Here is an 18163-nt window from a genome sequence, read left to right on the forward strand (position 1 = left end):
GTCAGGCGACTGCATGCCTCTCCCGTGGTCGATGGGTCCGATCCGGACCCGTGCGCCCGGCACGCTACCGGGTCCGGTCGGCGGGGCGTACCGAAACCACCGCCGACCACCCCTTCCCGACCGCTTCCGCGAGCGCGGCTCACAGGTCCAGCACGTGCTCCCGCTCGTGCGCGCGGTAGCGCCCGATCAGCTCCTGCCGCCCGGCGTCGTCGAGCGGGCGATACGCCCCCTCGCGCTCGGGACGCCACCACACCTCGTCCGCCGTGCGAAATCCCTCGCGGCGCAATCCGACCTTGTGCACCTTGTTGGTCGCGGTGGTCGGCACCGTGTCCACCACCCGCACGAACGTCGGCGCCATCTTGGTGCCCAGGTCGGGCTGTTCGGCGATGAACGCGGCGAACTCTCCGGGATCGAAGGCGGCTCCCTCGCGCACCTGCACGGCCGCCATCACCAGGTCCCCGGTCACCGGGTCCGGCACCCCGTACACGACCACCACCTCGAACGGCGCGTGGCGGGCGAGGATGCCCTCGATCGTGGCCACCGCCAGGTTCTCCCCGTCCACCCGGAGCTTGTCGTCCGCCCGCGCGGCGAAGTACAGGTACCCGGCCGCGTCCCGGTAGAAGTGGTCGCCCGTCCAGTAGCGGCCGTCCCGCAACCGCGCCGCCGACGCCTGCTCGTTGCGCCAGTAGCCCTCGAACCCGCTGCGCCCGGTGTTGACCAGCTCGCCGATCGCGGCGTCGCCGTTGAGCAGCCGACCCGCCGCGTCGAACTCGGCCCGCGCGCACTCCTCGCCGGTCGCCGGATCGAGCACCGCGGCGTGCTCCGGGCACGGACCGACCGCGCCCGGGGGCGTCCCGGGCCGCCGGTTGACGCTCATCCCGCCCTCCGAGGAGCCGTATCCCTCGGTCAGCGCGCATCCGAAGCGCGCCTCGAAGCGCGCCATGTCCACCGCGCCCGCTTCGGTGCCGAACCCGGCGCGCAGCGGGTTGTCCCGGTCGTCGGGTCGCTCCGGGGTGGCCAGCAGATACGAGATCGCGCGCCCGACGTAGGTGAAGTAGGACGCGCCGTAGCGGCGGATGTCGGGCAGGAACGCCGACGCGGAGAACCGGCGGCGCAGCGCGACCGCGCCGCCCGCGCGCAGCGCCGGCGCCCAGTTCGCCATCAGCGCGTTGCCGTGGAACATCGGCATGCACACGTAGTTGACGTCGTCCGGGCCGAAGCCGAACTGCGCGGTCAGCGCGGTGCCCGCGCCGGCCAACCGGCCCTGCGAGCAGATGACCCCCTTGGGCGCGCCGGTGGAGCCGGAGGTGAACACGATCAGCAGCCGATCCGAGGGGTCGACGGTCAGGGTGGGCAGCGCGGCGTCCGCGTACGGCCGCAGCAGGTCGGCGTAGCCGGGGTCGTCGACCACCAGGACGCGGTGCGCCGGGATGCCCAGGTCCAATCCGTCGAGCAGCGGCAGGTGCGCCCGCTCGGTGACCAGGACGGCGCATTCGGCGTGGGTGATGTCGCGGGCCAACTCCGCGCCGCGGCGGGTCGAGTTCACCCCCACGAGGGTGGCGCCCGCCACCGCCGCGGCGGACAACCAGAGCGGGAATTCGGGCACGTTGTCGAGCAGGACCCCCACGTGCGGCTCGACCCCGCGCGGCAGCAGGTCGGCGAGCAGCGCGGCCCGGGCGGCGGCGTCGCGGGCGATCCGGTCGTGCGTCCAGGTCAGGTCCTCGAAGTGCAGTCCGGTCCGCTCGTCGCCCCATTGGCGATGTACGAGCTCCGCGATCGTCACCATGCCGCACTCCCTCACCGCGATCCGGCCGCGCCGGGTCTGATAGACCGTTAGATCTGATGCACCGTCACATTCTTGGCCCGCATTCTTGGCAAGATCAAGAACCGCGTCACGAAGGATGGGCATTCTCGGCAGGTTCCAGCAAAGTGTCACGAAGGGACGGGCATGAACTCGAACACCAGGCCGCTGCCGCCGGCCTCGGCCACCGCCCTCGCCGAACTGATGGCCGGCACCCTGCCCGGACCGGAGAGCGTGACCCCGGAGGCGCTCGACCTCGCGGACCGGGTGCGGGATCTGGTCGAGGCGGTGGTGTGGACCGACGTGGACGCGGCGGTACGCGCGGACGCGGCCGGGCGGATCGCCGAGCTGACCGCGCTGCTCGGCGCGGCCCGCCGCCCGCAGGCGGTCTCGCTGATCCGGTATCCGGACGGCAGGCTGGAACATCTGACCCAGATGGGCTCGGGACGGCTCAACCCGCAGGCGCCCCGGCTGGTGTTCGCCGAGGTCACCCCCAGGCCCGACCCGACGGCGGAGCCCGCGTCGGTGGAGATCCACGCCCGATGCACGCTGACCGCGGCACACGGCGGCCCGCCCGCCCGCGCGCACGGCGGCATCGTGGCGGTGATCCTGGACCAGCTGCTCGGGGTGGCCGCGTCCGCGGCCGGCGCGCCGGGGCTGACCGCCGGCCTCGACATCCGCTACCGCCGGGCGACGCCCTACGACGTACCGCTGGAACTGACCGGGCGCTGGACCGGCCGCGAAGGACGCAAGAGCTTCGCGACCGGTGAGATCCGCGCCGACGGGCAGGTGACCGCCGAGGCGACCGCAGTGTTCATCGCGGAACGGCGGTCCTGAGCCGACGATCCCGAGCGGAGCGGCGGCACGGCCGGCCTCAGACCACCGCCGGAGCCGCCTCGGTCTCGCTCACCATCGGCCGCCCCGCGGCCTCCCAGGCGAGCATCCCGCCGTCCACGTTGACCGCGTCCCAGCCCTGTTGGCCCAGATAGTGGGTGACCTGCGCGGACCGGCCGCCGACCCGGCACATCACGTACACCCGGGTGTCGTGCGGCACCTCGTCGATCCGGTCGAGCAGCGTGTTCATCGGGATGTGTCGGGCGCCGGCCACGTGACCGGCGTCCCACTCGTGCGCCTCCCGTACGTCCAGTACGAAGGCGTCGTCGGGAACCGCGGCGGCGGCCACGGCCGGCGGGGGCGACAGGTGCATCGGATCTCCGGGAGGTCAGGCGTCCGGAACCCATCCGGCCGCGCTCATCGCACATTGTCGGTCATCGGCGCCGCGCACAGGTGCCCCGAACCGGCGAACCGCCCGCTCGTCACCTCCCCGACACACGCGCGGGCGGGGGCGGCCCGGGCACCGGCCGCGGCGGCCGATCACGGCACCAGCGTGCCGAGCACCTTCTCCTTCTCCGCGATGTCGTGCAGGAGCTGGTCGGCCAGATGTTCGAGCAGGCCGTCCGGATCGTCGGGGGCGAGCTGGAGCAGCTGCCCCATCGCACCCGCCATCAGCTCCTCGCGCAGCCCGGCCAGCTCGGTGCGGCGATGGGTGAGCCAGGCCAGCCGGCTGCGCAACCACTGCCCCCGGCCCTCGGTGCCCGGACCGCTCGCGCCCTCCGGGGACGTGGCCCATTCCGTACCCAACGCCAGCAGCTCGGTCACGTCGCCGCGCGCGTACGCGGCGTTCACCCGGGCGATGAAGGCACCCCGGCGCTGCTTCTCCTCCGGGTCCTGGACCAGGTCCGGGTGCGCCCGGCGGGCCAGCTCGCGAAACAGCTTGCGCGCCTCGGCGCCGGGGCTGACCCGGTGCACCTCCGGCACCGGCATCGATTCCTCGGCCGAACCGCCCTCCGCGCCGGGCGCCCCGTCGAGAGCACCCAAAAGCGAGTCCAAGTCCGGCATGTCCGTGACCACACCACGCAATTCGACCGCACGCCGGATGTCCGCGGGATCGCCGGTGTGCGCCGCGATCGCCTCCGCGATCAAGGCGTCCAGCTCGTCCAGCCGCTCGTAGAGCGGACCGAGCCGGCGGTGGTGCACGATCGCCAGGTTGTCCAGCTCGACCTGAAGGGTCGTCACATCCACTTCGTCGTCGAGCAACGCGGTCTCCTCGGCGGCGACCTGTCGCTCCAACTCGGCGATTTCGGGGTCCGACCAGGGGGTCGGCGCGCTGACCTCGTCCATCACGTCCCTTGTGTGCTGTTCTGTTCCCGCGCGACACCGGCCGGCGGGCACCTCTGCCGGACTTTGAAGATCAAATCACTCGCAACACCCCCCAGCAGCCTATGTGGTAGGGCAGCATGGTCAGGCCGTCCCTGGCCAGTCGATCCAACAAAGCAGTTGGCTAGAGGGGATAAGATCCAGCCATGCCGCCCGACACCGCACGCACCCGAGCCAAACTTCTCGACGCCGCCCGCGCGGAGTTCGCCGAGCACGGCATCGCCGGCGCCCGCGTCGACCGCATCGCCCTGCGCGCCGGGGTGAACAAGGAGCGCATCTACGCGTACTTCGGGAACAAGGAGCAGCTCTTCCAGCACGTGCTGACGGAGTCGCTCCAAGAGCTCAACACGGTCGTCACGATGCCCAACGACGACCCGGCCGAGTACATCGCCCAGGTGTACGACTTCTACTGCGCCCGCCCGGAATTGCTCCGGCTGCTGGTGTGGGAGGCGTTGTACTACGGGCACGACCCGGTCCCGGACGAGGAGCGGCGAGTCACGAGCTACGCCGCGAAACTTCAGGAGTTCGCCGATCACCTCGGCGTGAAGCCCTCGCCCGACGTCGCCCAGCTGCTCTACTCGCTCATCGGCGTCGCCGCCTGGCAACAGACGATGCCGCAGATGTCGCGGGTACTGCTCGGGGCCGACTCGGAGTCCGAGGAGGCCCGGGCGAACCGGCGCAAGCACCTCATCGAATTCACGCGAGCGTCCATCGCGTCGATGAAGCAGTCATAGTGCGCACGGCCGGATGAAGGGTCCACCCTTCATCCGGCATGCCCACGAACGTGCCGTCCTTCCGGCGCGCTCTCCTCGAAGGAAGGCACGGCCGGGGTCCGCCCTCCCCCCGGGCACCCCGCACGCGCGGCGGCCGGTACACCCCATGCCCCCGCCGCCCGCACACCTCGTCCCCCCGCCGCCCCGCCCCGGAGCGGCGACCGCGCCGGAACACCCCGCCGGCCGGTCCACGACACGAAGCCCTCGTGCGCGGCAACGCGCACGAGGGAATCGGCCAGGGTCGTCCCGGGCCCCGGGGCTTCACCCCGGTTGAGCAGGCGCTCGCCCCATCGCAACGAGGGAATCGGCCAGGGTCGTCCCGGGCCCCGGGGCTTCACCCCGGTTGAGCAGGCGCTCGCCCCATCGCAACGAGGGAATCGGCCAGGCTCGTCCCGCGCACCCAGGGGCTGAACCCCCGCCGAGTCAGACCCCGGTCTCGGCCGGCAGCCGGCCCGACCGCACTGCGGCCAGCAGTTGTTCGTGGTCGGCCTCCGTACGGTCCGCGTACCGCACCGCGAACCGCGCGAACGCGTCCTCCAGCCGGTCGTTCTTCCCGCAATAACCGGCCAACACCTGCGGGTCCACCGAGTGGCTGTGCGCCCGGGCCAGCAGCGCGCCGGTCATCCGCGCGTAGTCGTCTATCTCGTGCGCGGCCAGCAGCGTCGCGTCGATGCTGCCCTTCATATTGCGGAACCGCCGCACCATGAAGTCGCGCCCGTCTATCGAGGTCCAGCCGAGCAGCGCGTCGGTGCCGGCCTGCATCCACTTCTGCCCGACCACCACCCGACGCCCCTCGTGCTCGACCCGGGTGGGCGGCAGATACGGCGCCAGCGCCGACGGACGGGCCTCCTTCACCTGCAACACCAGCGGCTCGTCGCCGTTGCCCAGGAGCAGCACCACATAGGCCCGGGTACCGACGCTGCCGGTACCGACCACCCGAAACGCCACGTCCTCCACCGCGAACCGGGCCAACAGCGGCCGCCGCTCGGTGGAGAGGGTGTCCACGTAGCTCTCCAGACCGCCCGCCACCGCGCGGGCGAGATCGTCGTCCACCGCGGTGAGCACCGGCGGATCGGGCACGAAGTGCCAGGTGCCGTCGGAGCGCCGCGCGGTCGACTTGGCCGCGAACCGCGCGCTGGTGTTGCGCCGCGCTTTCGCGGTGACCTGCGCCAGCAGTCCGGACAACTCGTCCGCGTCCGCGTGCGCCACCAGCGAGTCGTCGGCGATCGCGTTCCAGGCCTGGAGCACCGGCATTCCGGCGAGCAGCGCCATCGTCTTGCGATACGACGCGGCGGCGTCGTAGGCGGCCACGTGACACGCGTCCTCGTCGAGCCCGCCGACCCGACCCGCCACCACGAGCGAGGCCACCAGCCGCTTGAGGTCCCACTCCCACGGTCCCTGCACGGTCTCGTCGAAGTCGTTGAGGTCCATCACGAGCCGACCCTCGGCCGTCCCGAACACCCCGAAGTTCGCCGCGTGCGCGTCACCGCATATCTGGGCGGTCAGCCCCGTCACCGGCTCCGCCGCCAGATCCGCCGCCATCAACCCGGCCGCCCCGCGCAGGAACGCGAACGGCGAGGCCGCCATCCGCCCGATCCGCAACGGCACCAGGTGTTCGAGCCGCCCGACGTTGGAGCGCTCGACGCTCTCCACCACGTCCGGCCGATCCGCCGCCGGCTCGAACGCCGCGTGCGCGGACCGCGACACCCGCTCGCGCAGGCCCTTGCCCAGCGCCTTGGACGCGACATCCGACCTGTCCCGAAAACCCGGAACGATGAATTCCCGCCCCACCGAAGTCCCCGACATGTACCGATCCTCCCCGGACGCAGCCCACGACCGGCCATGCACGACACATGGCCGGACATACGAAAAGGCCCCAGGTCGATGACCTGGGGCCTTTGCTCGGTGCGCGAGGGGGGAGTTGAACCCCCACGCCCTTTCGGGCACTGGAACCTGAATCCAGCGCGTCTGCCTATTCCGCCACCCGCGCGAGCAATCAAAGATTAGCACGGGCCCGAGGCCCATTACGAATCCTTACCCGCAGACCCCACGGCTCACACCATGAGCACCCGTATGGCCACCCAGAGCAACCAACGGTTCATCTTTCCGTACCGGGATCCCCACGACCCCCGCCTCTCCGGCATGCTTGCCCTGCACCGTACGGTGAACGGGCTTCGACCCGGGCCACGCACACGGTCGCGGCACAACTACTGCAAGCGAGCCACCGAGGGGTCGACAGGGTGTAGGAATCCCTGTGAAAGCCAACACTCCTTACAGTGGCCACGGTAGGGAACCGCGCCCGTTTCCCACGCGTGGATACGATCAGTGAGCAGACTGTAGGACCGGACCGGCCGATCGCGTACGGAAGGAGGTGCCCGTGGGTCCCCTGAAGAAGTTCGAGCAACGGCTCGAGGGCCTGGTCAACGGCGCCTTCGCCAAGGCGTTCAAGTCCGATGTCCAGCCCGTCGAGATCGCCAGCGCCCTCAAGCGCGAGTGCGACAACAACGCGACGATCTGGAACCGAGACCGCACCATGGTCCCGAACGACTTCGTCGTCGAGCTCGGACAACACGACTATGAGCGCCTGAGCCCGTACGTGCAGCAACTCGGCGGTGAGCTGGCGACCGTGGTGCGCGATTACGCGCAACAGCAGCGCTACTCGTTCATCGGCCCCGTCGAGGTCCATTTCGAACATGCCGACGATCTGGACACGGGTCTGTACCGGGTGCGCAGTCAGGCACTCGCGGGCAGCCAGTCCCACCTGGACCAGCAGCAGCCCCCGCAGGCATCGCCCTTCCCGGGCGGGGGGCCGCAACCCGAGCAGCCGCCGCAGGGTTATGGATACGGTCGACCCGGCGGGCCACCCCCGCCCGGGGTGCCCGCACCGCCCCCCTTCGGCCCGCCCGGGACCCCGGGAACGCCGCCCCGGCCACAGCCGGGGGAGCAGGCCGGCTACGGTCAGACTCCGCCGCCGGCACCACGGCTGCGTACCTGGCTGGAGGTCAACGGGGTGCGTCACGAGCTCACCGCCCCGGTCGTGAAGTTGGGCCGCAGCACCGATGTGGAAGTTCGCGTCGACGATCCGAGCGTTTCGCGGCACCACGCCGAGATCCGCGTAGGCGCCCCGGCGTCGATCACGGACCTCGGTTCGACCAACGGGATCGTCGTCGACGGCCAGCACTGCCAACGTGCCGGCCTGCGGGACGGATCGCGCATCGTGCTCGGCAGCACCACTGTCGTGTTCCGCCAAGCCGAGGGGTGACAACGGGCGCATGTCTGAGCTGACCCTCACCGTTATGCGGTTGGGTTTCCTCGCTGTGCTGTGGTTGTTCGTGATCGTCGCCGTACAGGTGATCCGTAGCGACCTCTTCGGCACACGCGTGACCCAACGACCCACGCGGCGCAGAACCGCCGCGCCGGCCGCAGCCGGAGGAGGTGCCACTCCGCCTCCGCAGGCGCAGCCGGCCCCGCCTCCGCAGCGGCAGCAGGCCCGGCCCCGCCGCGGCCAACGCAACAACAGCCCGAGCAAACTGGTGATCACCGAAGGCTCGCTGACCGGCACGACGATAAATCTGACGGATCAGCAGATCACCATCGGCCGGGCGCACGACTCGACCATCGTGCTCGACGACGACTACGCGTCGAGTCGGCACGCCCGCATCTACCCTGCGCCCGACGGCAGCTGGGTGGTCGAAGACCTCGGGTCGACGAACGGTACCTACCTGGACCGTACGCGTCTGACCGGTCCGACCCCCGTGCCGCTCGGTGCGCCGATCCGCATCGGCAAGACCGTTATCGAGCTGCGCAGGTAGCCTGAATGAGCCTCTCTCTCCGCTTCGCCGCCGGATCCCACAAGGGCATGATCCGAGAAGGCAACGAGGACTCCGGGTATGCCGGTCCTCGCCTGCTCGCGGTCGCCGACGGCATGGGCGGGCAGGCAGCGGGCGAAGTCGCCAGCTCCGAAGTCCTGTCCACCATCGTCGAACTCGACGAGGACGTGCCCGGGGCCGACCTGCTCGACGCGCTGCGTTCGGCGGTCGATCGCGCCAACGACCGACTGCGTGTGATGGTCGACGACGATCCCCAGCTCGAGGGCATGGGGACCACGTTGACGGCGCTGCTGTGGACCGGGAGCCGACTCGGCCTCGCCCACATCGGCGACTCCCGTGCCTACCTCCTGCGCGACGGCGCCCTGGAGCAGATCACCCAGGACCACACCTGGGTGCAGCGCCTGGTCGACGAGGGTCGGATCACCGAGGAGGAGGCCGACCACCATCCGCAGCGCTCGCTGCTGATGCGCGCGCTGGACGGGCGCGGCCACGTCGAGCCGGACCTGTCGGTGCGCGAGGCCCGGCCCGGCGATCGCTACCTGATCTGCAGCGACGGCCTGTCGGGGGTGGTCAGCCGGGAGACGATGGAGACCACCCTCCTCACCTACGGCAATCCGAACGACGCGGTCCAGGAGCTGATCCAGCTCGCGCTGCGCGGCGGCGGCCCGGACAACATCACCTGCATCGTCGCGGACGTGGTCGACCCCTCCGACCAGCCCTCCGACAGCCCGATCGTGGTGGGGGCGGTCGCGGCCGTGGTGGACGACACCACGACGCTGCCGACCACCCCGGCCTCCCGGGCCCGGGAGCTGACCGCCGGCGAGTACGAGACCGAGGCCCTGGTCTCCGAGCCGGGCAGCCGGCGCAAGCCCAAGCCCAAGTCCACCCTGCGCAAGACGCTGCCCATCTGGGGCGGCGTCGCGGTGCTGGTGGCGGCGCTCGGCGGCGCCTACTACTGGACCCAGACGCAATACTTCGTGGCCGACAAAGGAGACCACGTAGCGATCTACCGGGGGATCGACTCGAAGATCCTGGGCATCAACCTCGCGAGCACGTACCAGAGTTACGACGAGGTGAAGCTGTCCCTGATCGGTCAGCCCAATCGGGACGCGGTCAACAGCACGCTCGACGCGACGAGCCTGAGCGACGCGCGGCACACCATCGACCGGCTCAAGCGCCAGGCCGACGTGTGCCGCAGGTCGTACTCGGCGCAGGACATGAAGAAGACCGAGACTCCCGGCAACCCCGGCGCCCAGCCGGCGGGCAGCGTGGACGCGTTCCCGCAGCAGGTACAAGGTCTCCCGGTGGCGCTGCAGACCAACCTGCCGGTCGCCAAGCACACCTCGACGACGGCCTCGCGCAGCAACCGGAGTTCGACCGCGCCGCCCACCGAGTCGGGCGGTCGAAGCAAGGGCAGCACGACCACGAGCCCGAGTGCACCGGCGAGTTCGGCACCACCGAGTACGAGCACGACACCACCGGCGGCGACACCGGAGGCACCCGGGGCGGGGCTGAGCGCCGAAGAGGCCGAGCTGGCCAAGCAGTGTTATCCGCGACCGGCCGGAACCGCCGGAACGAACTGAGGGGAGCGCCGTGAGCAACACGACGATCACCCCCCAAGCCGCACCGAATCGCCGCAACACCGAGTTGATGATGCTCGGATTCGCGGTCCTGGTGCCGATGCTGGCCTACGCCAACGTGGGACTGGCGGGGGACGGGTCACTGCCCATGGGCAGCCTGATCAAGTACGGCTTCGGCCTCGGCATCTTCGCGGGAATCGCGCACCTGCTGGTCCGCAAGTTCGCGCCGTACGCCGACCCGCTGCTGCTGCCGTTGGCCACGTTCCTCAACGGCATGGGCCTGATGTTCATCAATCGGCTCGACCTGGACATCGTCAAGGGCATCGGTCTGGGCGGCAGGCACGGCACCGCGGCGGCCGGTTCGCAGCTGATGTACTCGGCGATCGGCATCGGGCTGTTCGTGGGCATCGTGGTGCTTTTGAAGGACCACCGGCTGCTCCAGCGCTACACGTACACGTTCATGGCGCTCGCGCTGGTCCTGCTCGTGTCGCCGATCCCGTTCCCGGGCGACATGTACGGCGCGAAGATCTGGATCCGGCTCGGCCCGTTCAACTTCCAGCCCGGCGAGTTCACCAAGATCGTGCTGACGGTCTTCTTCGCGGGCTACCTGATGGCCAAGCGCGACGCGCTCGCGCTGGCCAGCCGCAAGGTGATGGGGCTGTACTTCCCGCGCGGTCGGGACATGGGCCCGATCGTGGTGGTCTGGCTGCTGAGCATCCTGATCCTGGTGTTCGAGCGCGACCTCGGCACCTCGCTGCTGTTCTTCGGCCTGTTCGTGGTCATGCTCTACGTGGCCACCGAGCGCACGAGTTGGCTGCTGTTCGGTCTGTTCATGGCCGTCGGCGGCGCGGTCGTGGTCGGCACGCTCGAACCGCACGTGCACGACCGCGTGGCGGCCTGGCTGGATCCGCTGGCCGCCTACAACGGCAGCGGATCGGTGCAGTCCGAGCAGCTGGCCCAAGCCCTGTTCGGCTACGGCACCGGCGGCCTGCTCGGCACCGGCCTCAACCAGGGCCACCCGACCGAGATCGGCTTCGCCGCGCGCAGCGACTTCATCCTGACCACGGTCGGCGAGGAGTTGGGCCTGGCCGGGATGATGGCCATCTTCATGGTGTACGCGCTGCTGATCGAGCGTGGTCTGCGTACCTCGCTGGCCGCGCGCGACCCGTTCGGCAAGCTGCTCGCGGCCGGCCTGTCGGTCACCATCGCGCTCCAGGTCTTCGTGGTCGCGGGCGGCGTCACCGGCCTGATCCCGCTCACCGGTATGACGATGCCGTTCCTGGCCCAGGGCGGCTCGTCCGTGATCACCAACTGGGCACTGGTGGCGATCCTGATCCGGATCAGCGACACCGCCCGCCGCCCCGCGCCGCCCGCCGGGACCTTCGACCCGGGCGCGGGAGTGGCCCCCCGGCGTGGCTCGCACGCCTCGGGCCGCGACGGCACGCCGGCCGGCGGCACCACCCCGCCGCCGCCGAACGCGACGCCCGCCGACGGTTCGTCCGCTCCCGATCCCGAGGCGCTGACCGTGGCGGGCGGGGTGCCCGGCGCCCCCGGTACCCCGCCTCCGGGCGGGGCCGGGACGCCACCGAGACCATTCGTGCCCCCGCCGAACCCCGGCGGCGGAGCCCCGTTCGGCCCACCGGGTCAGGGCGGCTCCGGCGGGCCGAACCCGTGACCGCCGCAACGCACGTCCAGGGGAGGGAAACACCGTGAACAAGCCGTTGAGGCGGGTCTCCGTCTTCTGCCTGATCCTGGTCGCGGCACTGATGCTGCGGGCCAACTGGGTCCAGGTCGTCAAGGCCGACGACTACGCGAACAACAGCCACAACAAGCGGGCGATCTACGAGAAGTACTCGCACCCGCGCGGCGACTTCCTCGTCGAGGGCAAGCCGATCACCAGCTCGGTCAAGACCGACGACAAGCAGTACGAGTTCCTGCGCAAGTACGAGTTCGGTGCGATGTACGCGCCGGTCACCGGCTACATCTCGCCGTTCGTCGGCAAGAACCTGCTGGAGAGCATCGACGACGACATCCTCAGCGGCAAGGACAGCCGGCTGTTCGTGCGCAAGGTGCTCGACACGGTGACCAACAAGGGCACCCGGGGCGGCAATGTCGCGCTGACGATCAACGCCAAGGCGCAGGAGGCCGCGTACAACGGCCTCAAGGACAAGACCGGCGCTGCGGTCGCGATCGACCCGGACACCGGCAAGGTGCTGGCGATGGTCAGCACGCCGTCCTACGACCCGAACGTGCTGGCCCAGAACGACCGCAACGCGGTGGCCAAGGCATACGACCAGATGACGTACGACAAGAACAAGAAGAACGACGTCTTCGACCCGAAGAAGCCGATGGACAACCGGGCCATGCGGTACACCTACGCCCCCGGCTCGACCTTCAAGCTCGTCACCGCTGCGGCAGCGCTGTCCTCGGGCCAGTTCAAGCCCGAGAGCGTGCCGAGCGTGCCGCTCAGGGACGGCAAGCTCTTCTACCCGAACTCGAACCAGTTCCTGCCGGACTCACACAGCGAGTGCGCGGGCGCGACGCTGCAGCGGGCCTTGGAACTGTCCTGCAACACCGTGTTCGCCAGCGTCGGTCAGCAGTTGACCCAGGAGAAGGTGAAGGCTCAAGCCGACGCGTTCGGGTTCAACAACTTCGGCAAGGGCACCAACCAGAACCCGCTCGACATCCCGAGCCGGGTCACCGCCAGCGTGTTCCCCGCCGGGCTGGAGACGGGCGCCCTGATGCGCTCGTCGATCGGCCAGGACAGCGTGGCCGCGACCCCCATGCAGATGGCCATGGTCGTCGCCGGCATCGCGAACAACGGCAAGGTGATGAAGCCTTACCTCGTCGACGAGTTGCGGGCGCAGAACCTCTCGGTACTCGAGAAGACCCAGCCGCAGGTAGCCGGCGAGGCCACCACTCCCGAAGTCGCGCAGATGCTCCAGGACATGATGAAGGGCGTGGTCGACAACGGCACCGGCAAGAAGGCCCAGATCCCCGGGGTCACCGTCGGTGGCAAGACCGGCACGGCGGAGCGCGGCGAGAACAACAGCGGGAACCCCTACGCCTGGTTCGTCTCCTACGCCAAGGGTGCCGACGGCAAGAAGGTCGCCGTGGCGGTCGTGGTGGAGGACAGCGACGCCGAACGCAACGAGATCAGCGGCAGCAGCCTCGCCGCACCCGTCGCCAAGGCAATCATGGAAGCCGTGGTCAAGAAGTGAGCCATGGCACACGATCACCCCGCTAGTCACTCCGAGCACTACTGCAATCAGATATCGACGTGCCCTCGTGGCTCGGGTGTGACGGCCCGCCGGGCCGCCGCACCGGTACCGTGTCGGAGAACGCGCCGGACCGTTGGGGCAATCGCCGCGGTACCGGCCGGCCGAAGACCGAAGGCCGTGGACCGGTAAGGGAAGGGCTGGAAGTTATGGAAGAGCCGCGTCGCCTCGGCGACCGGTACGAGATCGGCGCGGTCCTCGGCCGTGGTGGCATGGCCGAGGTGTACATGGGCCGTGACATTCGTCTGGGACGCAGTGTGGCGGTCAAGACACTGCGCGCCGATCTCGCCCGTGACCCAACGTTCCAGGCCCGGTTCCGCCGCGAGGCGCAGTCGGCCGCCTCGTTGAACCACCCGGCGATCGTCGCGGTCTACGACACCGGCGAGGACTACATCGACGGGATCTCGATCCCGTACATCGTGATGGAGTACGTGGACGGCTCGACGCTGCGCGAGCTGCTGCACTCGGGCCGCCGGCTGCTGCCGGAACGGGCTCTGGAGATGACCGCCGGCGTGCTCCAGGCGCTGGAGTACAGCCACCGCAACGGCATCATCCACCGCGACATCAAGCCCGCCAACGTCATGCTGACGCGGCAGGGCACGGTCAAGGTGATGGACTTCGGCATCGCGCGGTCCATGGCCGACAACGGCATGACCATGACGCAGACCGCGGCCGTGATCGGCACCGCGCAGTACCTGTCGCCGGAGCAGGCCCGCGGCGAGACCGTGGACGCCCGGACCGACCTCTACTCCACCGGCTGCCTGCTCTACGAGCTGCTGACCGAACGCCCGCCGTTCATCGGCGACTCCCCGGTCGCGGTGGCCTATCAGCACGTCCGCGAGGACCCGCTGCCGCCGAGCACGTTCGACCCCGAGGTCTCGTCGACCATCGACTCGATCGTGCTCAAGTCGCTGGCGAAGAACCCGGACAACCGGTACCAGAGCGCCGACGAGATGCGCGCGGACATCGAGCGGGCGCTGCACGGCCTGCCGGTGGGCGCGCCGAGCGTGATGGCCGCGCCGATGGGGGCCGACCCGGCGACGCAGTACCTGCCGCCGACGGCGGGCGGGGCGACCCAGGTCATCCCGGCTCACGGCCAGGGGCCGGCCACGGGGCAGTACGAGCTCGACGACAACGACCGCCGCCGGGACGAGCCGAGGAAGTCCCGGGGCGGCGCCTGGATCCTGCTGGCACTGGCCTGCATCGCGGTCCTGGTCGCGGCCTTCTTCATCGGCAAGACCCTGATGGGCGACGGCGAGGACAAGTCGGCGGGGGTGCCCACCCTGACCGGCAAGACCCTGGAGGAAGCCACCAAGGCGGTGGACAACGCCGGGTTCAAGATCAACATGAACAACGACCCGTCGCAGTGCCCCAAGGACGCCACCGGGACCAAGGGGACCATCTGCAAGCAGACCCCGCCGGCCGGAGGGAGCGCCAAGAAGGGCGACACCATCCAGGTCTGGGCCTTCGGCGGCCCGAAGAAGACCACCGTCCCGCCGGGCCTCAAGGGCGCCACCGAGGAGGAGGCGACCAAGAAGCTCAAGGACGCCGGTCTGCTGGCCGACCCCGTGCGCAGCCAGACGCTGACCAGCTGCACCCGGGACACCGTCTGCTCGACCAGCCCCGACGCGGGCGCCGAGCTGAACGAGGGCGACAAGGTCACCCTGAACATCTTCACCGGCAAGACCCAGGTGCAGGTGCCGCAGGTGGTCGGCCTCAGCTACGACGACGCCAAGGCCAAGCTGGAGAACCTCGGGTTCAAGGTCACCAAGTCCTCCGACCAGTACACGACGGAGAAGCCGGCCGGCCAGGTGTTCAAGCAGAGCGAGACCGCGGGCTCGAAGATCAACGAGGGCGGCACCATCAACCTCACCGTCTCCAAGGGCCCGACCCCGGCCACCACGGCCCCTCCGGCCACGGGCACCCCGGGCGGCAACACGGGCTCCAGCAGCCCGCCCCCGTCGGGCAACAACCAGGGCGGCGGCGGCAACTCGGTGTTGGGCGGCGACCTGAGAGGCGGCCACGGCAACTGGCCGAACTGACCCGCAGGCACCACCCAACCGAGGCCCCGAGAGCCAAAGCTCCCGGGGCCTCGGCCGTTTCCGGCCGACGCGCGGGGGGCGAGCAGGGCCTGGGGCGTGTCTTCAATCTCCAGTCGGGCTCCGCGGCGTCCGGTGCCGTGCATCGGCGGGGGCGAGGTCGGGGGTGGTTGCCCGGGTGGCGAGTGTGGCCAGGTGGGACAGGGCGGTTGCGGACGGGGTCTTCGGGCGGGCGCGGAAGACGTGGATTTCCAGGGCGGTGTCGCCGGTCGGGGTGGGAACTCGGAGGGTTTCGTAGTCCAGGTGCATCGAGCCGACCGCCGGGTGGTGCACGCTCTTGTGGCCGGCGCCGCAGACCAGCACCTTGCCGGTGGCCCAGATCCGCCGGAAATCGGCGCTGTGGGTGGAGAGTTCGGTGATCAGCGTGGCCAGTTCCGCATCGTCGGGATAGCGCCCGGCCGAGACCCGCAGCTGGCCCACCGCGTCCTCGGCCCGCTCCTCCCACTCGGGGAACACGAGGCGGGAGGCGGGGTCGAGGAAGAGGAACCTGGCGTTGTTGCGGTCGCGGCGGCTCGGATCGGCCAGGCCGCCGACGAGTTCGGCGCCCAGGTCGTTCCAGGCCACCGTGTCCAGGCGGTGGTTCGTGGCGAAGGCCGGGAGCCGGGTCAGCGAGTCCAGGATCTGCTGGATCAGCGGGCTGACCCGGGCCGTCGGCGCGGGGGCGCGGCGCGTACCGGCCAGCGTGATCAGGTGCCGGTGCTCGGCGGCGTCGAGGCCGAGCGCCCGGGCGAGTGCGTCCAGCACCTCGGGGGAGGGCTGGGTGGCCCGACCCTGTTCGAGGCGTACGTAGTAGTCGACGCTGATCCCGGCGAGCTGGGCCAACTCCTCGCGGCGCAGGCCGCGGACCCGGCGTCGCCGGCCGCCGACGAGTCCGACGTGCTCCGGTGCGACGCGGCCTCGGCGGGCCCGCAGGAAGCCGCCCAGCGCGCGCCGGGCATCGCCGACGCCCTCGACCTCGTCGTCGGTGTGCACGGCGGGCGCGCCCGCCGTCCCGGTGCGCCGCTCGGTGGCGGTCGTACGCTCGCCCTGCTCCACCCCGTTCATGCGGTCAAGTATGCGTGGGCGCCGGGCGGATCGGGCCTGTGTGGTTCTCGCAATACCAGGAACGGGGTTCCGCCGGTTGAACCGGGTCCTGGCTACCCGTTCGCGCCCGGAGGAGCGTTGGCTCCATGAACCCCACCACGCCGCAGTCCGGCCGGCCCACGCCGTCGCCCCGCAAGGTCCTCGTCGTCGTCGCCCATCCCGAGCCGCGCTCGCTCAACGGCGCGCTCACCGAGTTCGCGGTCGAACGGCTGCGGGCGGCGGGACACCAGGTGCGGGTGTCCGACCTGTACGCGATGAAGTGGAAGGCGGCGGTGGACGGCGACGACTTCCCGGAGCACGTCGCGGACCATCGCCTTCGGGTGATGGCCGAGTCGCAGCGGGCCACGCTGGCCGAGCGGCTGGCCCCGGATATCACCGCCGAGCAGGAGAAGGTGCTCTGGGCGGACGCGGTCGTCCTGCAGTTTCCGATGTGGTGGTTCTCCGCGCCGGCGATTCTGAAGGGCTGGATCGACCGGGTGTTCACCGCCGGATTCGCCTACGGTCCAAAGGTCCCGCCCCCGTACAGCGAGGGCGCGTTGGCCGGGCGGCGGGCACTGTTGTCGGTGACGGCCGGCGCCCGGGAGACCGCGTTCTCCGACCGGGGCATTCACGGGCGGCCGGCGGAACTGCTCTTCCCGCTCCAGCACGGGTTGTTCTGGTTCACCGGCCTGGCCCCGCTCGAGCCGTTCGTGGTGTACGGCTCGAACGACGTGTCGCCGGAGCGGTTCGAGGCGGCGAAGGAGGAGTACGCCCGACGGCTCGACGGGCTCTTCACCGACGAGCCGGTGGCCTTCCGCGCGCTCGGCGGCGGCGACTACGACCGTGAGATGCGGCTGCTGCCGGGCGTCGAGGAGCCCGGGACGAGCGGGATCGACATGCATGTGCGGTCGGGCGCCTGAGCCCGGGGCCGGTCGTGCCCGACTCCCCGGTACGCGGGGGTGGTTCGGGGCCGCGAAACGGGCGGCGACCTGCGCGGACCGGCGTCGCCGGGGCCGACGACCAGCGCTCGGACCACGACTTTCGGCATTGGTCGGTGCCTCGGTCCACCTGTTATTGTCGAGCCCGACCCGACCGCAGCGCCCACGGCACGCGGACAGGTGCACGAACGTCACTCGCAGGACGGAGAGGCCACGCTGATGAAGAAGCTGATCCTGGTGGCTTTGGCTGCTGTAGCCGGCCTGTTGGTCTACCGGCAGATTCAGGCGGATCGGGCCGAGCAGGATCTGTGGACCGAGGCGACGGACGCGGTTCCGGCGGGCACCGGCACCCGCTGAACAGATCGTGCGGGAGACCCCGCAGAGGCTTGAACCCATCCGGGCAAGTGTGACGTTTCACGTGAAACGTCACACTTGCCCGGATGAGGTGTCGTGAAATCGCAGCCCGGTTGCCGCTAATCTGGTTCGGTACCGAGGGGCCTTAGCTCAGCTGGTAGAGCGCTGCCTTTGCAAGGCAGATGTCAGGGGTTCGACTCCCCTAGGCTCCACAGGATCCGTACAGGATCC

14 protein-coding genes, 2 tRNA genes and 1 pseudogene are annotated in these 18163 nt (G+C 70.4%); 11 read left to right on the top strand and 6 right to left on the bottom strand.

What is annotated here, in order from left to right; translation table 11 throughout:
• Positions 1 to 139 precede the first annotated feature (139 nt).
• Complete coding sequence (locus ACWGR4_RS14900; protein ID WP_452130105.1) at positions 140 to 1786, bottom strand: AMP-binding protein; 1647 nt, start codon at positions 1784 to 1786, stop codon at positions 140 to 142.
• A gap of 162 nt (positions 1787 to 1948) precedes the next feature.
• Here ACWGR4_RS14900 and ACWGR4_RS14905 point away from each other — a divergent pair, with 162 nt between their 5' ends.
• Positions 1949 to 2638, top strand: a complete 690-nt coding sequence (locus ACWGR4_RS14905; RefSeq protein ID WP_452130106.1) for a PaaI family thioesterase — start codon at positions 1949 to 1951, stop codon at positions 2636 to 2638.
• A gap of 37 nt (positions 2639 to 2675) precedes the next feature.
• On the opposite strand, the gene ACWGR4_RS14910 is transcribed toward ACWGR4_RS14905, so the two are convergent.
• The gene (locus ACWGR4_RS14910; RefSeq protein ID WP_395795772.1) at positions 2676 to 3008 is read right to left on the bottom strand and encodes a rhodanese-like domain-containing protein; all 333 of its coding nucleotides are present in this window, start codon (positions 3006 to 3008) and stop codon (positions 2676 to 2678) included.
• A 167-nt stretch (positions 3009 to 3175) separates the two neighbouring features.
• Positions 3176 to 3982 (bottom strand): hypothetical protein, encoded by an 807-nt coding sequence (locus ACWGR4_RS14915; protein ID WP_078979368.1) that lies wholly within the window; start codon positions 3980 to 3982, stop codon positions 3176 to 3178.
• A gap of 182 nt (positions 3983 to 4164) precedes the next feature.
• On the opposite strand from ACWGR4_RS14915, the gene ACWGR4_RS14920 reads away from it, so the two are divergent.
• Positions 4165 to 4752: a TetR/AcrR family transcriptional regulator gene (locus tag ACWGR4_RS14920; protein WP_078976338.1), complete on the top strand. Its 588-nt coding sequence runs from the start codon at positions 4165 to 4167 to the stop codon at positions 4750 to 4752.
• Positions 4753 to 5214: 462 nt separating this feature from the next.
• Here ACWGR4_RS14920 and ACWGR4_RS14925 read toward each other — a convergent pair whose 3' ends face one another.
• Positions 5215 to 6597, bottom strand: coding sequence for a DUF2252 domain-containing protein (locus tag ACWGR4_RS14925; RefSeq protein WP_380003284.1), 1383 nt, complete (start codon positions 6595 to 6597; stop codon positions 5215 to 5217).
• A gap of 100 nt (positions 6598 to 6697) precedes the next feature.
• Positions 6698 to 6781: transfer RNA gene (locus ACWGR4_RS14930), tRNA-Leu, on the bottom strand.
• 387 nt (positions 6782 to 7168) lie between these two features.
• Here ACWGR4_RS14930 and ACWGR4_RS14935 point away from each other — a divergent pair.
• From ACWGR4_RS14935 to pknB, 6 genes and pseudogenes are all read left to right on the top strand, one after another.
• Positions 7169 to 8053, top strand: coding sequence for an FhaA domain-containing protein (locus tag ACWGR4_RS14935; protein ID WP_126640227.1), 885 nt, complete (start codon positions 7169 to 7171; stop codon positions 8051 to 8053).
• A gap of 10 nt (positions 8054 to 8063) precedes the next feature.
• Entirely contained in the window at positions 8064 to 8603 is a 540-nt protein-coding gene (locus ACWGR4_RS14940; protein ID WP_078976335.1) for an FHA domain-containing protein FhaB/FipA, read from the top strand.
• 5 nt (positions 8604 to 8608) lie between these two features.
• Positions 8609 to 10204 (top strand): PP2C family protein-serine/threonine phosphatase, encoded by a 1596-nt coding sequence (locus ACWGR4_RS14945; protein ID WP_380003288.1) that lies wholly within the window; start codon positions 8609 to 8611, stop codon positions 10202 to 10204.
• A pseudogene (locus ACWGR4_RS14950) lies at positions 10170 to 11588 on the top strand (FtsW/RodA/SpoVE family cell cycle protein); the annotation flags it as partial. The gene ACWGR4_RS14945 and the pseudogene ACWGR4_RS14950, both read left to right, overlap by 35 nt.
• A 322-nt stretch (positions 11589 to 11910) precedes the next feature.
• Positions 11911 to 13422, top strand: coding sequence for a peptidoglycan D,D-transpeptidase FtsI family protein (locus tag ACWGR4_RS14955; RefSeq protein ID WP_452130107.1), 1512 nt, complete (start codon positions 11911 to 11913; stop codon positions 13420 to 13422).
• A 206-nt stretch (positions 13423 to 13628) separates the two neighbouring features.
• Positions 13629 to 15521 (top strand): Stk1 family PASTA domain-containing Ser/Thr kinase, encoded by a 1893-nt coding sequence (gene pknB, locus ACWGR4_RS14960; protein ID WP_452130108.1) that lies wholly within the window; start codon positions 13629 to 13631, stop codon positions 15519 to 15521.
• Between the two features lie 102 nt (positions 15522 to 15623).
• Here pknB and ACWGR4_RS14965 read toward each other — a convergent pair whose 3' ends face one another.
• Positions 15624 to 16622: a helix-turn-helix domain-containing protein gene (locus ACWGR4_RS14965; RefSeq protein ID WP_452130109.1), complete on the bottom strand. Its 999-nt coding sequence runs from the start codon at positions 16620 to 16622 to the stop codon at positions 15624 to 15626.
• Between the two features lie 125 nt (positions 16623 to 16747).
• Here ACWGR4_RS14965 and ACWGR4_RS14970 point away from each other — a divergent pair, with 125 nt between their 5' ends.
• From ACWGR4_RS14970 to ACWGR4_RS14980, 3 genes are all read left to right on the top strand, one after another.
• Positions 16748 to 17560 (top strand): NAD(P)H-dependent oxidoreductase, encoded by an 813-nt coding sequence (locus tag ACWGR4_RS14970; RefSeq protein WP_452130110.1) that lies wholly within the window; start codon positions 16748 to 16750, stop codon positions 17558 to 17560.
• 237 nt (positions 17561 to 17797) lie between these two features.
• Positions 17798 to 17935, top strand: coding sequence for a DLW-39 family protein (locus ACWGR4_RS14975; protein ID WP_170222265.1), 138 nt, complete (start codon positions 17798 to 17800; stop codon positions 17933 to 17935).
• A 136-nt stretch (positions 17936 to 18071) separates the two neighbouring features.
• Positions 18072 to 18144, top strand: a tRNA-Ala gene (locus ACWGR4_RS14980).
• Positions 18145 to 18163: the final 19 nt, after the last annotated feature.

The organism is Embleya sp. NPDC055664 (assembly GCF_053618075.1).